General features: G+C 67.4%; 17 protein-coding genes. 11 read left to right on the forward strand and 6 right to left on the reverse strand.

Annotated elements, in window-relative coordinates:
- The first annotated feature begins 20 nt into the window (after positions 1-20).
- From BQ7388_RS01470 to BQ7388_RS01520, 11 genes are all read left to right on the forward strand, one after another.
- Complete coding sequence (locus tag BQ7388_RS01470) at positions 21-1,097, forward strand: tartrate dehydrogenase (protein WP_072499608.1); 1,077 nt, start codon at positions 21-23, stop codon at positions 1,095-1,097.
- Between the two features lie 77 nt (positions 1,098-1,174).
- The gene (locus tag BQ7388_RS01475) at positions 1,175-1,915 is read left to right on the forward strand and encodes a CDP-alcohol phosphatidyltransferase family protein (RefSeq protein ID WP_197414956.1); all 741 of its coding nucleotides are present in this window, start codon (positions 1,175-1,177) and stop codon (positions 1,913-1,915) included.
- Positions 1,912-3,102 carry a D-alanyl-D-alanine carboxypeptidase family protein gene (locus tag BQ7388_RS01480; protein ID WP_072499610.1) on the forward strand — a complete coding sequence of 397 codons (1,191 nt, stop codon included), beginning with the start codon at positions 1,912-1,914 and terminating at the stop codon, positions 3,100-3,102. The genes BQ7388_RS01475 and BQ7388_RS01480 overlap by 4 nt, the downstream gene beginning before the upstream one ends.
- 16 nt (positions 3,103-3,118) lie before the next feature.
- Entirely contained in the window at positions 3,119-3,955 is an 837-nt protein-coding gene (locus BQ7388_RS01485; RefSeq protein WP_072500414.1) for a hypothetical protein, read from the forward strand.
- A gap of 55 nt (positions 3,956-4,010) precedes the next feature.
- Positions 4,011-5,255: a MalY/PatB family protein gene (locus BQ7388_RS01490; protein ID WP_072499611.1), complete on the forward strand. Its 1,245-nt coding sequence runs from the start codon at positions 4,011-4,013 to the stop codon at positions 5,253-5,255.
- The gene (locus BQ7388_RS01495) at positions 5,252-5,632 is read left to right on the forward strand and encodes a Rid family detoxifying hydrolase (RefSeq protein ID WP_072499612.1); all 381 of its coding nucleotides are present in this window, start codon (positions 5,252-5,254) and stop codon (positions 5,630-5,632) included. Before BQ7388_RS01490 ends, BQ7388_RS01495 begins: the two co-directional genes overlap by 4 nt.
- 55 nt (positions 5,633-5,687) lie before the next feature.
- Positions 5,688-6,119: an FHA domain-containing protein gene (locus BQ7388_RS01500; RefSeq protein WP_009279243.1), complete on the forward strand. Its 432-nt coding sequence runs from the start codon at positions 5,688-5,690 to the stop codon at positions 6,117-6,119.
- Positions 6,120-6,122: 3 nt separating this feature from the next.
- Positions 6,123-6,872 carry a transcriptional regulator FtsR gene (ftsR, locus tag BQ7388_RS01505; RefSeq protein WP_072499613.1) on the forward strand — a complete coding sequence of 250 codons (750 nt, stop codon included), beginning with the start codon at positions 6,123-6,125 and terminating at the stop codon, positions 6,870-6,872.
- 40 nt (positions 6,873-6,912) lie between these two features.
- The gene (locus BQ7388_RS01510) at positions 6,913-7,446 is read left to right on the forward strand and encodes an adenine phosphoribosyltransferase (protein ID WP_009279245.1); all 534 of its coding nucleotides are present in this window, start codon (positions 6,913-6,915) and stop codon (positions 7,444-7,446) included.
- Positions 7,447-7,566: 120 nt separating this feature from the next.
- Positions 7,567-8,778 (forward strand): C40 family peptidase, encoded by a 1,212-nt coding sequence (locus BQ7388_RS01515; protein WP_072499614.1) that lies wholly within the window; start codon positions 7,567-7,569, stop codon positions 8,776-8,778.
- Positions 8,779-8,946: 168 nt separating this feature from the next.
- On the forward strand, positions 8,947-10,557 hold the full coding sequence (locus tag BQ7388_RS01520) for a ClC family H(+)/Cl(-) exchange transporter (RefSeq protein WP_072499615.1): 1,611 nt from the start codon (positions 8,947-8,949) through the stop codon (positions 10,555-10,557).
- A 349-nt stretch (positions 10,558-10,906) separates the two neighbouring features.
- On the opposite strand, the gene trxB is transcribed toward BQ7388_RS01520, so the two are convergent.
- The 6 genes from trxB to BQ7388_RS01550 form a co-directional block, all read right to left on the reverse strand.
- Positions 10,907-11,857, reverse strand: a complete 951-nt coding sequence (trxB, locus tag BQ7388_RS01525; protein ID WP_009279248.1) for a thioredoxin-disulfide reductase — start codon at positions 11,855-11,857, stop codon at positions 10,907-10,909.
- A gap of 195 nt (positions 11,858-12,052) precedes the next feature.
- Positions 12,053-13,309, reverse strand: a complete 1,257-nt coding sequence (locus BQ7388_RS01530) for a uracil-xanthine permease family protein (protein ID WP_072499616.1) — start codon at positions 13,307-13,309, stop codon at positions 12,053-12,055.
- Between the two features lie 94 nt (positions 13,310-13,403).
- Positions 13,404-14,717 (reverse strand): NCS2 family permease, encoded by a 1,314-nt coding sequence (locus tag BQ7388_RS01535; RefSeq protein ID WP_072499617.1) that lies wholly within the window; start codon positions 14,715-14,717, stop codon positions 13,404-13,406.
- A gap of 85 nt (positions 14,718-14,802) precedes the next feature.
- Complete coding sequence (gene dut, locus BQ7388_RS01540; RefSeq protein ID WP_009279251.1) at positions 14,803-15,249, reverse strand: dUTP diphosphatase; 447 nt, start codon at positions 15,247-15,249, stop codon at positions 14,803-14,805.
- Entirely contained in the window at positions 15,242-15,694 is a 453-nt protein-coding gene (gene nrdR, locus BQ7388_RS01545) for a transcriptional regulator NrdR (RefSeq protein WP_072499618.1), read from the reverse strand. Before nrdR ends, dut begins: the two co-directional genes overlap by 8 nt.
- Positions 15,695-15,830: 136 nt before the next feature.
- Positions 15,831-16,283, reverse strand: a complete 453-nt coding sequence (locus BQ7388_RS01550; RefSeq protein ID WP_072499619.1) for a LysM peptidoglycan-binding domain-containing protein — start codon at positions 16,281-16,283, stop codon at positions 15,831-15,833.
- Positions 16,284-16,331: the final 48 nt, after the last annotated feature.

Here is a 16,331-nt window from a genome sequence, read left to right on the forward strand (position 1 = left end):
AGGGGCGGTCAGGAGGAGACATGGCCACGAAGCAGACCCATCGGATCGCCCTCATCCCCGGCGACGGCATAGGCCCCGAGGTGGTTGCCGAGGGCGTCAGGCTCCTGGACGCGGTCGCCGAGGCGGACGGTGGCTTCGACTTCGACTTCACGAGCTTCCCCTGGGGCTGCGAGCACTACCTCAGGACCGGCCAGATGATGCCCGAGGACGGCATAGAGAGGCTCAGGGGCTTCGACGCCATCCTCCTGGGCGCGGTCGGCTTCCCCGGCGTGTCCGACCACGTGTCCCTGCGCGACCTCCTGCTGAGGATCCGCCACGACTTCGACGAGTACGTCAACGTGCGTCCCGTGCGCCTGCTCAAGGGTGCGCCCTGCCCCCTCAAGGGCGTCGAGCCCGGTCAGATAGACATGACGTTCATCCGCGAGAACAGCGAGGGCGAGTACGCCGGCTCCGGCTCCTGGCTGTACGCGGGCACCCCGCGCGAGGTCGTGATCCAGGACGGGGTCTTCTCTCGCCACGGGACCGAGCGCATCATGCGCTACGCCTTCGAGCTGGCACGGCGCGAGCACAGGAGCCTCACGAGCATCAGCAAGGGCAACGCCCTCAACTATTCCATGGTCTTCTGGGACCAGGTCTTCGAGGAGCTCTCGGCCGAGTACCCGGAGGTGGAGACCCACAGCTACCTGGTGGACGCGGCGGCCATGCTCATGGTGAGGGACCCTGGCCGCTTCCAGGTGGTGGTTGCCTCCAACCTCTTCGGCGACATCCTGACCGACCTCGGCGCCGCCATCAGCGGGGGCATGGGGCTCGCCGCGGGGGCCAACCTCAACCCCGAGGGACGCTTCCCCTCCATGTTCGAGCCCATCCACGGCTCGGCGCCGGACATCGCTGGACGGGGCATCGCCAACCCGCTCGCCACGCTCTGGTCCGCGAGCCAGATGCTCGAGCACCTGGGACACGCCGAGTGGGCGCGTCGCGTGCTGGACGCCATCGAGCGCGTGCTGCAGGACAGCGACACCCTCACGCCCGACCTGGGCGGGAGCGCCAGCACGAGCGAGCTTGGGGAGCGTGTGGTGCGGGAGCTCCTGCCCGTCTAGCCCCTGGGGGCATGGGGTAGTATGAGGGTCGTTCAATGCGATTCCGGGCGAGGGCCCGGAGCATCGGAGGCACTCGTTTGGGAAAGACCAAGGACAAGATCGAGACCCGCGTGAAGAGCCAGGCGGACCACGACGCCGCCATGGCACAGGCCCATGGCACCGCCACCGCTCCCGTGGGCAGCCCCCAGAACCCGTCCAACGCGATCCTCACCGTGGCAAACGTGATCACTGCCTGCCGCTTCGTGCTCACCATCGTCTTCCTGTGGATGTTCGTCTCGGACATGAACCGCTACGTCGCCCTGGCGTTCTATGCGGTCGCCGCGGTGACGGACTTCCTGGACGGGCAGGTGGCGCGCCGCACCCAGACCGTCAGCTGGGTGGGCAAGGTCATGGATCCCATCATGGACCGCGTGCTGCTCTTCACGGGTGTCCTGGGGCTCATCATCACCGGCGAGCTCCCCGTGTGGGTGGCCTGCTTCGTCATCGGCCGCGACGTCTACCTCTTCCTGGGCGGGCTGCGCCTGCAGCACTACCGCCGCCGTCCGGTGGACGTGGTCTTCGTGGGCAAGGCGGCGACGGCGCTCCTCATGTTTGGCTTCTGCGACCTCTTGCTGGGCCTTCCCGTCGTGCGGGGGCTGGGGGTCACCAGCCTCGGCTGGCTGCCCGGCCTCAACCATGACCCCGCCTGCATGGGCATCTTCTTCGTGTACGCGGGGCTCCTCTGCTCCCTGCTCGCCGTCCTCGAGTACACCAGGACCGGCATCGCCATCAGACGAGATGCCCTTGCGTCCAGGGCGGAGGACGGCGAGGGCCGATGAGGCCCGCCGGCACCTGGGGCACGTTCGGACGGGGGACATCCCGCATCGTCCTTGGCGCGTCCCTCGCCCTCGTTCTCGCGGTCCTGTGCTTCCTGGCCCTGCCTGCCCCCGCGTTCGCGGTCGAGCCCCCCAGGCTCAGCGAGGCCAGGAGCTACGAGGTCATGGACCAGGACGGCAACGTCCTCTTCGCCCAGGACGCCCAAGAGCACATGGCAATGGCGTCCATCACCAAGGTTATGACGGCCATGGTGGCCCTCGACTCGGGCAGGTCGCTCGACGGCGCCTGTACGGTCGTCGATGGCAGCTACGAGGAGGGTGCCCAGCTCACGGGGTGGAAGCAGGGAGATGCCCCCACCCTGCGCGACCTGATGATGACCATGCTCGTGTACTCGGGCAACGACTCCGCGGACGACGTCGCCATCAACGTCGCGGGCAGCACGGACGCCTTCGTGGGGCTCATGAACAAGAAGGCCGCCGAGCTGGGCATGGGGGACACGCACTTCGCCAACCCGCACGGGCTCGAGCAGGACGGGCACTACTCCTGCGCCCACGACCTCGTGGTGATGGGCCGCTACGCGCTCGAGCACTACCCCTTCATAGCGCAGGCCGTCATGACGCGCAGCTACAGCTGCGTGGTGGCGGGCAAGGAGCGGACCTTCGAGTCGACCGACGACCTCATGGAGAGCTACGGCGGCCTCTGCGGCATCAAGACCGGCGCCGTGGAGGCGGGGACCACCTTCCTGGGCTCGTCGCGCCGCCACGGCCTGCAGCTCTTCAGCTGCGTCCTGGGCTGCCAGACGCACGAGGGCCGCTTCACGGACACGGCCGCCCTCATGGACTGGGCCTACGACGAGTACCTGGGCCAGGTCCACCTGGCGCGCAGCAGCTGGCCCATCCGCGTGAGCGGCTGGGCACTCGGCTTCTGGGGCAAGGTCGTGGTCACGCCGGAGTGGAGCGTGGGCGGGCGCTGCTACCGCGGCCAGCCCGTCTCGTACTCCACGACCCTGCGCGGGGAGGGCGAGCTCTGCGACCTGGGAGGGCCCTTCGGCTACTCCTCCTGGACCCAGGACGGGCGGAGCGTGGCCGTAAGCTGCCTGCGCGGAAGCTTGCGACCCGTGAGCGTGCCGGCCTTCTCTCCCTTCGAACTGCCCCTCTTCTTCGACGTGACCCAGCTCATGGGCGCGTAGTCTGGATGTGACCTGCATGCTGCAGAGCGAACTGCACGAGGAGCACCTGCTCCTGGGAGCGAGCTTCCCCGAGGGGAAGGCGCCGCTCCTGGGGCCCGTCTCGTATGTCACGGAGGGTGCGGACGACCCCTTCCGCGGGGGCTGCGCCCTCTGCGACCTCACGGGCACGCTGGTGCTCCTCGCCTCCGGCGGTCCGGCCAGCTCCTGGGCGCAGGCCGCGTTCGCGGGCGAGCGCCTTGCGGTGGGGGAGTGCTCCTTCCAGCCGGCGCTCCTGGGCGACGGCTCCCTGGCGTCGATTCCCCTCCTGGGGCGCACCGGCGACGACGAGTACGCGATCTGGGACCTGAGCCCGCGCTCCCAGACCCTGAGCGCCTGGCTGTCGTTCCTGGCCAACGTCGAGCAGGGGGGCTACAAGCCCTACGAGGGCCTGGGGACCGAGGACGTCACGGACCGGCTCGTCCCGCTCGCGCTCTGGGGAGACTCCGCCGAGGCCGTCCTCAGGGACTACCTGCCGGGCGAGGACACGCTTCCCGCGGCGGGCAGGCTCGGCGAGCTCCTCCTGGACGGGCGGATAGGCTGCCTCGTCGCACGGCTGCCGCTCGCGGGGGAGGACTGCTCCCTCCTCATGGTGCCGCCCACGCTCGTGCGCAGGCTCTGGAGGAGCCTCCTCTCCTTCGGTTCGGTGACGCCGGTGGGGCACGGGCGCGTCCTCTCTCGCCTGAGGGAGGCGCTGCCCTGGGCGGGCTGGCTCGCCCAGGCAGACCGCGTGACCCCCACAGGGGGCGAGCTCGACGGCCAGGGGCTCCTGCGCAAGACGGACGACTTCGTGGGCGCGCGCGGCCTGCGTTCGTAGATAATCGGATGGGCGCCCGGGCGTGCGCCCGGGACCCGAGGGAGGGAGAGATGCCATGGGATACGACTTCGAGACCCATGTGAGCCGAGAGAACACCGGGTCGGCGAAGTGGGACGCCATGTACCGGCGCAACCCCCGCGTGGGGCACGAGATCGTGCCCCTCTCCGTCGCGGACATGGAGCTGCCCAACCCGCCCGAGGTGATCGACGCCCTGAGGTCCTACCTGGACGACGCCATCCTCGGCTACACCGAGCCCACCGACGCCTTCTACGACGCGTGCATAGGCTGGCAGGCGCGCCACCACGGCTGGACGCCGGCGCGCGCCTGGCTGGTCACCTCGCCAGGGGTCGTACCGGCCATCTTCAACGCCGTGAGCTCGCTCACCGAGGAGGGCGACGGCGTCATCATCCAGCCGCCTGTGTACTACCCCTTCCGCATGGCAGTGGAGCGGACGGGGCGCACGCTGGTCACCAACCCCCTGAGGCGCGTCGAGCTCGAGGAGGGCGGCCACTCCTACGAGATGGACTTCGAGGACCTCGCCCAGAAGGCGGCCGACCCGAGGAACCGCATGCTCGTGCTCTGCAGCCCGCACAACCCCGTGGGGCGCGTCTGGAGGGCCGACGAGCTCAGGCGCCTCCTTGACATCTGCGTGCAGAACGACGTCATCGTGGTGAGCGACGAGATCCACGACGACCTCGTGATGCCCGGGCACGCTCACACGACCATCATGCGCGTGGCGGAGGCGGGGGAGTATGACCACATCCTGGTCTGCACCGCCCCCTCGAAGACCTTCAACCTGGCCGGCTGCCAGGCGTCCGCCATCTACATCCCCGACGAGGCCCTGCGCGAGCGCTTCGAGGAGGGCTTCGCCAAGGTGCCGCTCCTGGAGCTCAATGCCTTCGCCTACGTGGCCACCCAGGCTGCCTACACCAGCTGCGACGAGTGGCTCGAGCAGCTGATCGGGCTCGTGTGGGCGAACTACCAGATGCTCAGGGGCTTCCTCGCCGCGTACCTGCCCGAAGTCGAGCTCTACCCGCTCGAGGGGACCTACCTCGCCTGGCTCGACTTCGGCTCCTGGGGGCTCTCGAAGGAGGAGCTCGAGGCCTTCATGTGCGAGGACGCCCTGCTCTTCCCCGACGAGGGCTCGATGTTCGGCCCCGAGGGCGACTGCTTCGAGCGCCTCAACCTCGCCTGCCCCACCGACGTGCTGGAGGCCGCCCTCGAGCGGCTCGTGCACGCCGCCCGCGAGCGCAGGCTGGGCGCCTTCTCGGGGGGAGACGAGCCGGGGGACGCGCGATGAAGTACTCCATCCACGCGCCGGGCGTCCCCGACGCGGCGGGGCCCTACTCCCAGGGGACCACGGCGGGGCGCCTCGTCTTCGCCGCGGGACAGGTCGCTGTCGACCCCGACGACCCCACGCGCATCGTGGAAGGCGGTGCCGCCGCCGAGGCCGAGAGGATCATCGCCCTGGTGGCGTCGCTCCTCTCCGAATGCGACTGTACCCTCTCCGACGTCGCCCAGACCACGCTCTACCTGACGGACCTGGACGACCTCCCCGCGGTCGACGAGGTGTACGGGCGCCACTTCGTGACGCCCGCCCCCGCCCGCTCCGTCGTCGAGGTCGCCCGCCTGCCCCTGGGCGCGCTCGTCGAGATGGACTGCGTCGCCTGCAGGTAGCCCAGGCGCAAGCGCTATGATGGTCTACGTACACTCCACATCGAGGGGAGCCGCCTTGACGTCCACAAACAACAGCCCCGAGATGGGCGCGACCGAGATCTTCCGCATGCCTTCCTCCGACTCCACCTCGCCCGACCTCATGGACCAGGCGAGGCCGTCGAGTCCCACGCTCTCAATCGTGAAGGGGCCCCAGACTGGTTCCGTCTTCGAGCTGAGCGAGGACGAGATTAGCATCGGCCGTGACCCCAACAGCTCCGTCTTCCTCAACGACATGACGGTGTCGCGCCGCCATGCGCGCATCGACCTCAGCGGACTCGCCTCCGGATTCGCCACCATCGAGGACCTGGGCTCGCTCAACGGCAGCTGGGTGGATGGCGCCATCGTCAACCGCGCCATGCTCAAGGACGGCTCCACGATCCAGATCGGCACCTTCCGCATGGTGTTCCACACCAACCAGAAGCCGACCAGGATCGAGACCGGGAACTAGGCCATGCCCGACGCCGGATACCTGACGATCGGCAAGGTCGTTCGCAAGCTGCAGGCGCAGTACCCCGACCTCTCCATCTCGAAGGTGCGCTACCTCGAGGACGAGGGGCTGCTCGACCCGTCGCGCACGCCCTCGGGCTACCGCCTGTACTCGCAGCATGACGTGCATCGCCTCGAGACCATCCTCTACCTCCAGAAGACCCGCTTCCTGCCCCTCTCCGTGATCAAGGAGCGGCTCGAGGGCAACGGCTCCGGGCCGGTGGGGGAGCAGGACGAGGCATTGGGGCTCCCCAGCTCGCTGCGTCTTCCCAACGAGGACGAGGAGCTTGCGAAGAAGCTCCACCCCATCGACCGCATGCCCGAGGTGCTGGGCATGTCGGTGAGCTTCGTGCGCCAGCTCTCGGACGCGGGCCTCATCGCGCTCAAGAGGTCGCCGCACGGCCGCGACCTGGTGGACGGGAAGGACTTCCCGCTCATCAGGGCCTGCGACGAGCTGCGCCACTTCGGCATCGGCCCCAAGAACCTGAGGCAGTACGTCACGGCCGCCAATCGCGAGAGCGCCATGTTCGAGCAGGCGCTCATCGTGTTCGCCCGCAAGGGCGGAGGGGTCCAGATGGAGCTCACCAGCGAGAGCCGCCAGCAGTTCGAGCAGGCGTTCCGCCAGATGCTGAGCCTCACCGGCAACGTGCGGGAGGCGCTCATCCGCAGGCAGGTCTCGCAGACCTTCAGCCAGATGGAGGACAGACAGGACTAGCGCGTCGCCCACCAGGACGACCAAGACGAGAGGAACAGACGTGTCCGACCGCAAGCTCGAAAGCTACATCGTCGACATCCCCGACTACCCCGAGCCGGGCGTGATCTTCAAGGACATCACCCCGCTCCTGGCGGACCCCGAGGGGCTGGCGTCGGCCGTTGACCAGATCGCAGAGCACTACGAGGGCGCCGGCATCACCAAGGTCGTAGGCGCCGAGGCCCGCGGCTTCCTCATCGGCGCCCCCGTCGCCTACAAGCTCGGCGCCGGGTTCGTCCCAGCCCGCAAGCCTGGCAAGCTCCCCCGTGCCGTCTACTCCGAGACCTACTCCCTCGAGTACGGCACCGACGAGCTGCAGATACACAAGGACAGCGTCCGCGACGGCGACAAGGTCCTCATCGTGGACGACCTGGTTGCCACGGGCGGCACCGCCGTCGCCACCGCGCGACTGGTCAAGAAGGCGGGGGCCGAGGTCGTGGGCTTCTCCTTCATCCTCGAGCTTGCCTTCCTGGACCCCCGCAAGACCATCGCCGAGTCATTCGACCAGGAGGTGTTCACCCTCGTCCAGGTGAAGTAGGTACGGACCTCCCGTCCGCTTTTGCAGGGGTTTCAGGCCGGTGGCCGTTCTGTGGAATGGCAGTCGGCCCCTTGCCGGAATCATAGAATTGACGGGACTAGCCTACGAAAGGAAATGCTCATGCCCAAGAGCCCATTGGCTCGTTCCTTCGGACGCAGGGCCGCCACGGCTGGCCTGGCCGCAGTCCTGGCCACTGCCGGGCTGCTCCCCACCATGGCCCTCGCCGATCCGCAGTCCGACCTGGCCCAGGCGTCCGCGACCATATCGTCCCTAAGCTCGGAGGCGTCCTCGCTGGAGCAGAGCCTGCAGAGCCAGACCGCTGAGCTCGAGCAGACCCGCTACCAGATCGGCCAGAAGCAGAGCCAGATCGAAGAGACCCAGCAGCAGCTCCAGACTGCCAAGGGCGAGCTGGGCACCACGGTGCGAAGCTCGTACAAGAACGGCTCCGTCTCGCTGCTCCAGATAGCGCTGGGCTCCAACAGCATCGGCGACTTCGTCCAGAACGTCTACTATGCCGGCAAGGTGAGCTCGGCGCAGGCCCAGAGCATCGCCCGCGTCAACGACCTCCAGGGCCAGCTCAAGGGCGAGGAGGAGGAGCTCGAGAGCCGCCAGCAGGGGCAGCAGGCCGCAGTCGACAGCCTCAACTCCCAGGTTGCCGAGTACAACTCCAAGCTCGAGCAGGCGCGCTCGTACTACAACAGCCTGAGCGCCGAGGTCCAGGAGCAGCTCGCGGCCCAGGCCGCGGCCGAGCGGCAGCAGGCCCAGGAGAGCGGGGGGCAGGCCTCTGCCGTGAGTCAGGTCATCAGCGAGGCGCACGACGGCGGCACATCGTCTGAGGCGACCCAGGCGGCGGAGACACCCGCCCAGGCCGAGCAGCAGGATGACGCCCCCTCCCAGGGTCAGGCTCAGAGCCCGTCCCAGGACGAGACACCCCAGCAGCAGCCCCAGACCCGGCAGGCGACCCAGGAGGAGCCAAGCACCTCGAAGAACGGCGGCGCCTCGGGCGGCGGTCTCTCCACGGCCTACTCCATGATCGGCGTGCCCTATGAGTGGGCTGGCGCATCCGCCAGCGGCGTGGACTGCTCCGGCTTGGTCTGCTACAGCTACGGCTACGCCCGCGGCCGCACCACCTACGACATGATCGACTCGCTCAAGTCCACGGGAGACTGGAAGACCAGCATGGACGAGCTCCAGGTGGGCGACCTCGTCTTCCCGAGTGACGGTCACGTGGGCATCTACATCGGCGGCGGCCAGATGATCCATGCGCCGTATCCCGGCCGCACGGTGTGCATCGCCAGCGTGTACAGCTTCATCGGCGGCGGCAGCTACTAGCAGCCGGCAGCCCTTTGGAACTCGACGACGGGCGGGGGCGGACCAGACGGTTCGTCCCCGCCCGTGGCATGCGTATGATGTTGGGTCGTCCGGTCTTTGGGCAGTTGGTCTTATCTCGACGATTGGCACGGGGCCGCCGCGGCGGCCAGCAGGGGAGGTCACGCGCAGGTGTTCGCAGACACGATGCAGGGGGAGGTCAGGAGGCGCTTCTCGCGTCGCTTCCAGATAGACATGGTCTGGGAGGGCGCGCTGGTGGGAATAGCGGGCGGGGGAGTGGTGACCCTCTACCGCATGGCGCTCACGAGGGCGGAGCACATCCTGAGGGGGCTCCTGCCCACCTTCTTCTCCTCCGGCCTCGGGCTGCTGGGATTCGCCGCCCTCGTGCTCGCCTGCTGCCTCGTCGTCGCCGCGCTCGTTCGCTGGGAGCCCTACACCTCGGGTTCGGGCATCCCGCAGACGGACGCCGAGGTCATGGGCCGCATGGACATGCCCTGGCACCGCGTCCTCCTCGCGAAGTTCAGCGAGGGCGTGCTTTGCGCCCTCGCCGGCCTCTCGATGGGCAGGGAGGGTCCCAGCGTGCAGCTGGGGAGCATGGGCGGCAAGGCCGTCTCGCGCCTGCTCAGGAGGAACAGGGGAGAGGAGCGCCTCCTTGTCACCTGCGGGGCCGCCGCGGGCATGTCCGCCGCCTTCAACGCGCCGCTCACGGGCGTGCTCTTTGCCATAGAGGAGATCCACAAGGAGTTCGCGCCGTCGCTCATCGTGTCCGCCATGGCGAGCGCCGTGGCGTCGGACTTCCTCGTGTCACAGGTCCTGGGCGTGCAGCCCGTGCTCAAGCTCGCCTTCATCAAGGACATCCCGCACGACTACTACCTCTATGTCGTTGCCCTGGGCGTGCTCTGCGGGCTCGCGGGTGCCGTCCACAATCGCGGCATGTTCGCATGTACCGAACGCCTGTTCGCTAAGATGGGGGAGTTGCCCCTGCAGCTCAGGCTCGCGATTCCCTTCGCGCTGGCCATTCCCGTCGCCTACGCCATGCCCGAGCTGCTCTGTGGCGGCGACGCCATCGTGGAGCTTCTCTCGGCCCCCGCGGCCGTGCCCCTGGGGACCTTGGCCCTGCTGCTCCTGGGAAAGTACCTCTACACGACGGTCTGCTTCGGGGCGGGGACGCCCGGTGGCACGCTGTTCCCGCTCTGCGTCATGGGGATGCTCTGCGGAGCCGTCTTCGCAGCCTGCCTGACCCGCGTCACGGGCGTCCAGTCGCTCTTCATGGCCAACTTCATGGCCTTGGGCATCGCAGGGCTCTTCGCGTCGGTCGTGAGGGCCCCCGTGACGGCCGTGGTGCTCGCCTTCGAGCTCACGGGCAGCATGGACGCGCTGCTCTCGGTCTCCATCGTCTCCATCGTCTCGTACGTCGTCGCCAACCTCACCAAGACGGACCCGTTCTACGAGAGGCTGCTCTCCAGGCTTCTCGATCTGACGCCCGTCGACCCCTCCGCCAACGGCGAGCCAGGCGAGAAGGTCCTCCACACCTATACCGTGGGTGCGGGCAGCAAGCTCGAGGGTCGCACCCTCAGCGAGGTGGGCTGGCCCGACGACTCGCGCATCGTCACGGTGTCCCGCGCGGGAGTGGACATCGTTCCCAGCGGAGAGACCACCCTCGAGGCCCTGGACGAGATCCTCGTCATCATGAACACCGACACTGAGGTCGAGACCCAGGAGCTGATCCTGGACTACTGCCGCAGCTCGCTCGCCACGGGCAAGATTCCGCGCATCGGCTAGCTGCCTGCAGGGCTTGGCCCGGAGTCACTCTGCCCATGCGAGCCCAACGGCGAGCCCCAATCTTGCGATCGTGGACAGAATCGACGCGGGATGGGCGGAAAACTGTCCACGATGGCATAGTCGGGCCAGCGGACAGCCGGACTTGTCGCCGTCGGCACGTCAGAGGTGAGGTAGGGGCCGTCGCCAAGAGAGCCCCCAGAGAAAGGCGAGAGTCTCTTCTACTTTACATAAGATATATTATCACGGTTATAGGGGAGAAGAGAAGGACGCCCCCGCCTAGAGGCTCCTCTGGACGGGAGCATTCCTGTGGATGCGATGGCACGAGGCCGCGAGGGCCTGCTTGCCGGCCTCAGCAGTCTATGGGCTGTCCCAGGTAGGAAGCGACGCTCGTGGCGGCGACGGCGCCGTCCGAGGCTGCCGTGATGATCTGGCGCAGCGGTGTCTGGCGCACGTCGCCCGCGGCGAAGAGTCCGGGCAGGCTCGTCTCCATGCGCTCGTTGGTGACGATGTAGCCGCGCTCGTCCACGTCGACCGACTGGCTCACGAGTTCGGAGGCCGGGATGCGACCCACGAACACGAAGACGCCAAAGCTGCCCTCGTCGAACTCCTCCACGTGGACGTCACCGGTGAGGTTGTCCCTGAAGCTGACGCTCTTGAGGAGCTTGTCCCCGTCGACCTTCACGATGGAGGTGTTGAAGCGCACGGAGACCCTCTCGTTCTGCTCGACCTGCCGCTGCACGGCCGCCTGGGCGCGCAGGTGGTCCTTGCGCACCACCATGGTCACGTGGTCGGCGAACTTGGCGAGGAACAGGGCCTCCTCGGCGGCCGAGTTGCCCCCGCCTATGACGAAGACCTGCTTGCCGCGGTAGAACATGCCGTCACAGGTGGCGCAGTACGAGACGCCGTGCCCACGGAACTCGTCCTCGCCCTCGAAGCCGCCCGGGCGCGGGGTCGCGCCGCCAGCAATGATGACGGCACGTGACTCGTAGCTCACGTCGGACGTGACGACGGCGAACCTGCCCGTCCGCTCGTCCTTGGAGATTGACTCCACCTTGCCCATGACCACGCTTGCGCCGAGTTCCTCGGCCTGCCTCTGCATGGTATCCGTCAGGGTGAAGCCGTCGGTGTGCGGGACGCCGGGGTAGTTGTCGACCTCGCTGGTGAGGATGATCTGGCCACCCACGGCCTCCTGCTCCAGGGTCACGGCGTCGAGCAGGGCTCGCGCCGAGTAGATGGCGGCGGAGAGGCCCGCAGGGCCCGCTCCGACGATTACGAGGTCCTTCTGCTGCTTCTGGGACATGGGTTTCTCCCCTCATGGTCTTGTTCGACGTGTCAATACTACCCTATTCAATCGCGCACGATACAACATATGGGAACTTCATGACAACAATTCGTCGCCAGCTTGCGACAAGACACCCGAACACGAGGGGGCGTCCCGGCACTTTGCCGAGGCGTCCCGGGAAGACCATGGGGCCTGAGCTGGGGATTCTCTCCCCTACTCCACCTTCTCGGCGCGTGGGAGGATGAGGTTGAGCAGTATGCCCACCAGGGTGGCGGTTGCCATGCCGGGCAGCGTGTAGGAGCCCAGGGGGATGGCGATGCCGGAGGTCTCCATGCCGACGCCCAGGATGATGACCACGGAGGCGATCATGAGGTTGCGGTTCTCGTCGAAGTCGACCTTGTTGGTGACCAGCATGCGCAGGCCGTTGGAGGCGATGAGGCCAAAGAGCAGGAGGCTCACGCCGCCCATGACGGGCACGGGGATGGAGTTGATGAAGGCGGCGAGCTTGGGGCAGAACCCGCCCACGATGAGGGCGAAGCCCGCCGCGTACCAGAAGACCTGCGTGGAGTAGACGCGCGTGACGCTCATGACGCCGATGTTCTCCGCGTAGGTGGTGGTGGGAGGGCCGCCCAGGAAGCCCGAGATGACGGTGGAGATGCCGTCACCGGCAAGGGAGCGCGGGAGCATCTCGCAGTAGTCCTTTCCCACGATCTCCCCCACGGCAAGGAGGTGACCGATGTGCTCGATGACGACGACGATGGCCACAGGCGCAATGAGCGCGATCGCACCGGGGTCGAAGTGGGGCATCTGCACGGGGGGCAGGCCGACCCAGGCGGCGTCGGCGACGCTCTGGAGGTCGACGAGGCCCAGGAACGCGGCGACCACGTATCCCACGATGATGGCGAGCAGGATGGGAAGGGTGCCCAGGATGCCACCCATGCTCGAGAACACGACGGCGGCGACGAGGGTTATGGCGGCGACTGCGGCACCCTCGGCCACGAAGGCGTCGGTCGAGGAGTTGAGCGCCATCTTGACCGCCGTGGCGGAGAGGCCCACGCCGATGACCACCATGACGGCGGCGACGAGCACGGGCGGGAGCAGGCGGTCGAGCCATCCCGTGCCCACGAGCTTGATTATCCCGGCCACTGCCAGGAACACGAGGCCCGCCACCACGACGCCGGAGAGCGCGGTGTTGAGGTTGCCGGTGGCGGCGGTCGCCGCGAGGATCGGGCTGATGAAGGCAAAGGAGCTGCCCAGGTAGCTCGGGATCTTGTTGCGCGTCACGAGCAGGTAGCAGATGGTGCCGATGCCCGAGCACATGATGGCCACGTTGGGGCTGAGCCCGGTCAGGACGGGAACCAGTACGGTCGAGCCGAACATGCTCATCATGTGCTGGACTCCCAGGGGAATGGCGCGACCCACCGACACGCGGTCGTCGACCCCGATGACCTCTCTCTCTTTCTTGTTCAAGCAGCGCTCCTCTCCGTCTTGCGTACGGCATCCGTGCAATGGATGCCCATGAAAAAAGGGACCCGGCTCACCGGGCCCCGAGGTGCCAGGGACTCTAGGCAATCAGGAAGTATACAAGGAACGCGGCCGCTGCGACCCACATGAGCGGCTTCACCTTCTTGATGTTGCCCGTGGCTGCGGCGACGAGCACGTAGGCGATGAAGCCCAGGCCGATGCCGCTCGAGATCGAGTACGTCAGCGGGATGCCGGCGATGATCATGAACGCGGGGAAGCCCTCGAGGATGTTGCCCCACTCGATCTCTGCCGCCTCGCTCATCATGAGGTAGCCGACCATGACGAGGGCACCGCAGGTGGCTGCGGAGCTGACGACGCTGATGATGGGGGCGAAGAACGCCGCGACCACGAAGAGGAGGCCGGTCACGACGGAGGTGAGCCCCGAGCGGCCGCCGTCGGCGGCACCCGAGGCGGACTCGACGAAGGTGGTGATGGACGAGGCGCCGAAGAAGCCGCCCGCGGCTGCGGCCACGGAGTCGACGATCAGGATGGGCCTGATGTCCTCGACGGTTCCGTCATCGTTAAGGAACTCGCCCTGCTTCGCCACGGCCATGGCGGTGCCCATGGTGTCGAAGAAGTCGGACATCATGAGCGAGAAGGCGAACACGAGCAGGACGGGCGTGGTGATGACCTTCGCAATGCCCATGACCCCGGTCTCGTCGACCTGGAAGGGGGCACCGAAGGTGCTGAAGTCGAGGCCCGACACTATGCCCGCCGGAGCGGCGGTGACCCCGAGGGGGATGCCCGCCAGGACCGCGACGATGATGCCCAGGAGCAGCGCTCCCTTGATCTGGAGGCATTGGAAGACGACGGTGGCGACGATCGAGACGAGGCCCACGATGAACAGGGGGTTCGAGATGTCCCCGAAGCTCACGAGGGTGGACTCGTTGGCGACGATGATGCCGGCGTTGGCCATGCCTATCATGGCGATGAAGATGCCGAGGCCCACCGAGATCGCGTGACGCAGAGATATGGGGATGGCGTCCATGATAGCCTCGCGCAGGCCACAGAGCACCAGGGCGAGGATGGCGACGCCCTCGATGAAGATGACCGCCATGGCGGCGTGCCAGTCTCCGCCCGCGACCTCGGTCAGCGTGAAGGCGACGACGGCATTGATGCCCATGCCGGAGGCGCAGGCAAGCGGGCGGTTAGCGAAGACGCCCATGCAGATGGTCATGATGCCGGCGCCCAGGCAGGTGGCCGTGACGGCAGCCGATGCGGGGACCCCGGCGGCGGAGAGCAGCGATGGGTTGACGGCGATGATGTATGCCATCGCAAGGAAGGTCGTGAGGCCCGCACGGGCCTCCTGGCCCAGGCTGGACCCTCTCTCGCGCAGCTTGAAGAACGACTCCATGACTACCCCTCCTTCCGCACCCATTTCTCTGCGTCGCCTGGACCGTGGATGCATCGGGAGCAAGCAACGTCGGCCTGGTGGGACCCTATGCTCCCGAGGACCCAAACCCCCCGGAACCCCGGTCGGTCTGGTCGAGCTCGTCGACCTCGACCAGCCGAACGAGAGGGACCCTCTGGATGACGAGCTGGGCTATGCGCTCGCCCTTCGCGATGGCGATTGGCCTCTTGGGATCGAGGTTGATGGCGCAGACCTTGAGCTCCCCGCGGTAGTGGGCGTCGATGAGGCCGGGGGTGTTTGCCATGGAGAGCCCCTCGCGCAGGGCAAGGCCGCTTCTTGGCTGGACGAAGCCGGCGTAGCCCTCGGGGATGGCTATGGCGAGTCCCGTCGAGACCAGGCGGCGCTCGAGGGGCTCGAGGACCACGTCCTCGTTGGACCTGAGGTCAAGCCCGGCATCGCCCGCATAGGCATAGCTGGGTAGGTCGACCGAGGGGTCGAGCCTCTTGATGGGAAGTTCGATCCTGTCGTCACTCATTGATGAGGCTCCGTAACTCTTGGCTGAACTCGTCCAGGTCCTTGAAGTCGCGGTAGACGGAGGCGAAGCGCACGTAGGCTACCTTGTCGATGTCAACGAGGCGCTGGAGGACCATCTTGCCCAGCTCCTCCGAGGGAACCTCCGACCTGCCGTGGTCACGCATCTCGCTCTCTATGCCGTCGATGAGGGCACCGAGCCTGTCCACGGGCACGTCGCGCTTCACGGTCGCGGCAAGGAGGCCGCGCATGACCTTCTGTCGGTCGAAGGTCTCTTTGTGACCGTCCTTCTTGACGACCATCAGGGGCATCTCTTCCCTGCGCTCGTAGGTCGTGAAGCGCTCGCCGCAACGTATGCACTCGCGCCTGCGTCGGATGGCGTCGTTACTCTCGGACGGTCTCGAGTCAACGACCTTGGATTCCTCGCAACCACACTTTGGACAGCGCATGTTCCTCCCCTGACGTCATTCTCATAAGGAAAGATAACACAGGAAACCCAGAGATTCGGCACAGAAGGGACATACGGATGCCCCTCCCCCCACGAACGCAAGGGAGGAGGGGCGAGCGGAGGGCTCAGGACCTGGGCTACCGGCCTTGGGGCACGACGAGCGACTGGCCTGGTTGGAGGGGTCCCGCACCAAGGTCGTTGTGCGCGTCGATCCAGCGCGAGACCGCCGCGGTGTCCGCGCCGTCGACGTCGATGCGACTCGCTATGCCCCATACGGAGTCCCCTTCCTGCACGGTGACGCTCGCGGGAGAGACGTCGGCGAAGGCAGACTCGAACGCGGCCTGCCGGCGTTCCTGGACAAGCACGCCTCCCACGAAGAGGAGCATCCCCACGGCGACGGCGACGGCGAAAAACGAGACCGAAGCCATGAGGGGGAGCCCATGGCCCGTCGTGTCGCGCCCGCGCTCGTCGACTCCCCTGCCGCCCTCGTGGACGACGAGGCGTGGCCTACCGTTGGCCTGGAGCTTGAGCGCGAGAGACCCCTCGCAGCCGTAGCCCGCCTGACCCGCGTAGATCTTCGCCGTTTCCATCCTTGCTTCCTTCCCTCGTGGCTGACGACGTAGTTATACGGGGAGCCC

The sequence above is a fragment of the Olsenella phocaeensis genome, assembly GCF_900120385.1.
In the GTDB taxonomy this organism is placed as follows: Bacteria; Actinomycetota; Coriobacteriia; order Coriobacteriales; family Atopobiaceae; genus Olsenella_I; species Olsenella_I phocaeensis.

What these genes read in the sequence shown, in the direction of transcription:
- BQ7388_RS01470 (WP_072499608.1), top strand. Translation starts at nt 21, where the DNA reads ATGGCCACGAAGCAGACCCATCGGATCGCCCTCATCCCCGGCGACGGC.
- BQ7388_RS01480 (WP_072499610.1), top strand. Translation starts at nt 1,912, where the DNA reads ATGAGGCCCGCCGGCACCTGGGGCACGTTCGGACGGGGGACATCCCGC.
- BQ7388_RS01485 (WP_072500414.1), top strand. Translation starts at nt 3,119, where the DNA reads ATGCTGCAGAGCGAACTGCACGAGGAGCACCTGCTCCTGGGAGCGAGC.
- BQ7388_RS01490 (WP_072499611.1), top strand. Translation starts at nt 4,011, where the DNA reads ATGGGATACGACTTCGAGACCCATGTGAGCCGAGAGAACACCGGGTCG.
- BQ7388_RS01495 (WP_072499612.1), top strand. Translation starts at nt 5,252, where the DNA reads ATGAAGTACTCCATCCACGCGCCGGGCGTCCCCGACGCGGCGGGGCCC.
- ftsR (WP_072499613.1), top strand. Translation starts at nt 6,123, where the DNA reads ATGCCCGACGCCGGATACCTGACGATCGGCAAGGTCGTTCGCAAGCTG.
- BQ7388_RS01515 (WP_072499614.1), top strand. Translation starts at nt 7,567, where the DNA reads ATGCCCAAGAGCCCATTGGCTCGTTCCTTCGGACGCAGGGCCGCCACG.
- trxB (WP_009279248.1), bottom strand. Translation starts at nt 11,857, where the DNA reads ATGTCCCAGAAGCAGCAGAAGGACCTCGTAATCGTCGGAGCGGGCCCT.
- BQ7388_RS01535 (WP_072499617.1), bottom strand. Translation starts at nt 14,717, where the DNA reads ATGGAGTCGTTCTTCAAGCTGCGCGAGAGAGGGTCCAGCCTGGGCCAG.
- dut (WP_009279251.1), bottom strand. Translation starts at nt 15,249, where the DNA reads ATGAGTGACGACAGGATCGAACTTCCCATCAAGAGGCTCGACCCCTCG.
- nrdR (WP_072499618.1), bottom strand. Translation starts at nt 15,694, where the DNA reads ATGCGCTGTCCAAAGTGTGGTTGCGAGGAATCCAAGGTCGTTGACTCG.
- BQ7388_RS01550 (WP_072499619.1), bottom strand. Translation starts at nt 16,283, where the DNA reads ATGGAAACGGCGAAGATCTACGCGGGTCAGGCGGGCTACGGCTGCGAG.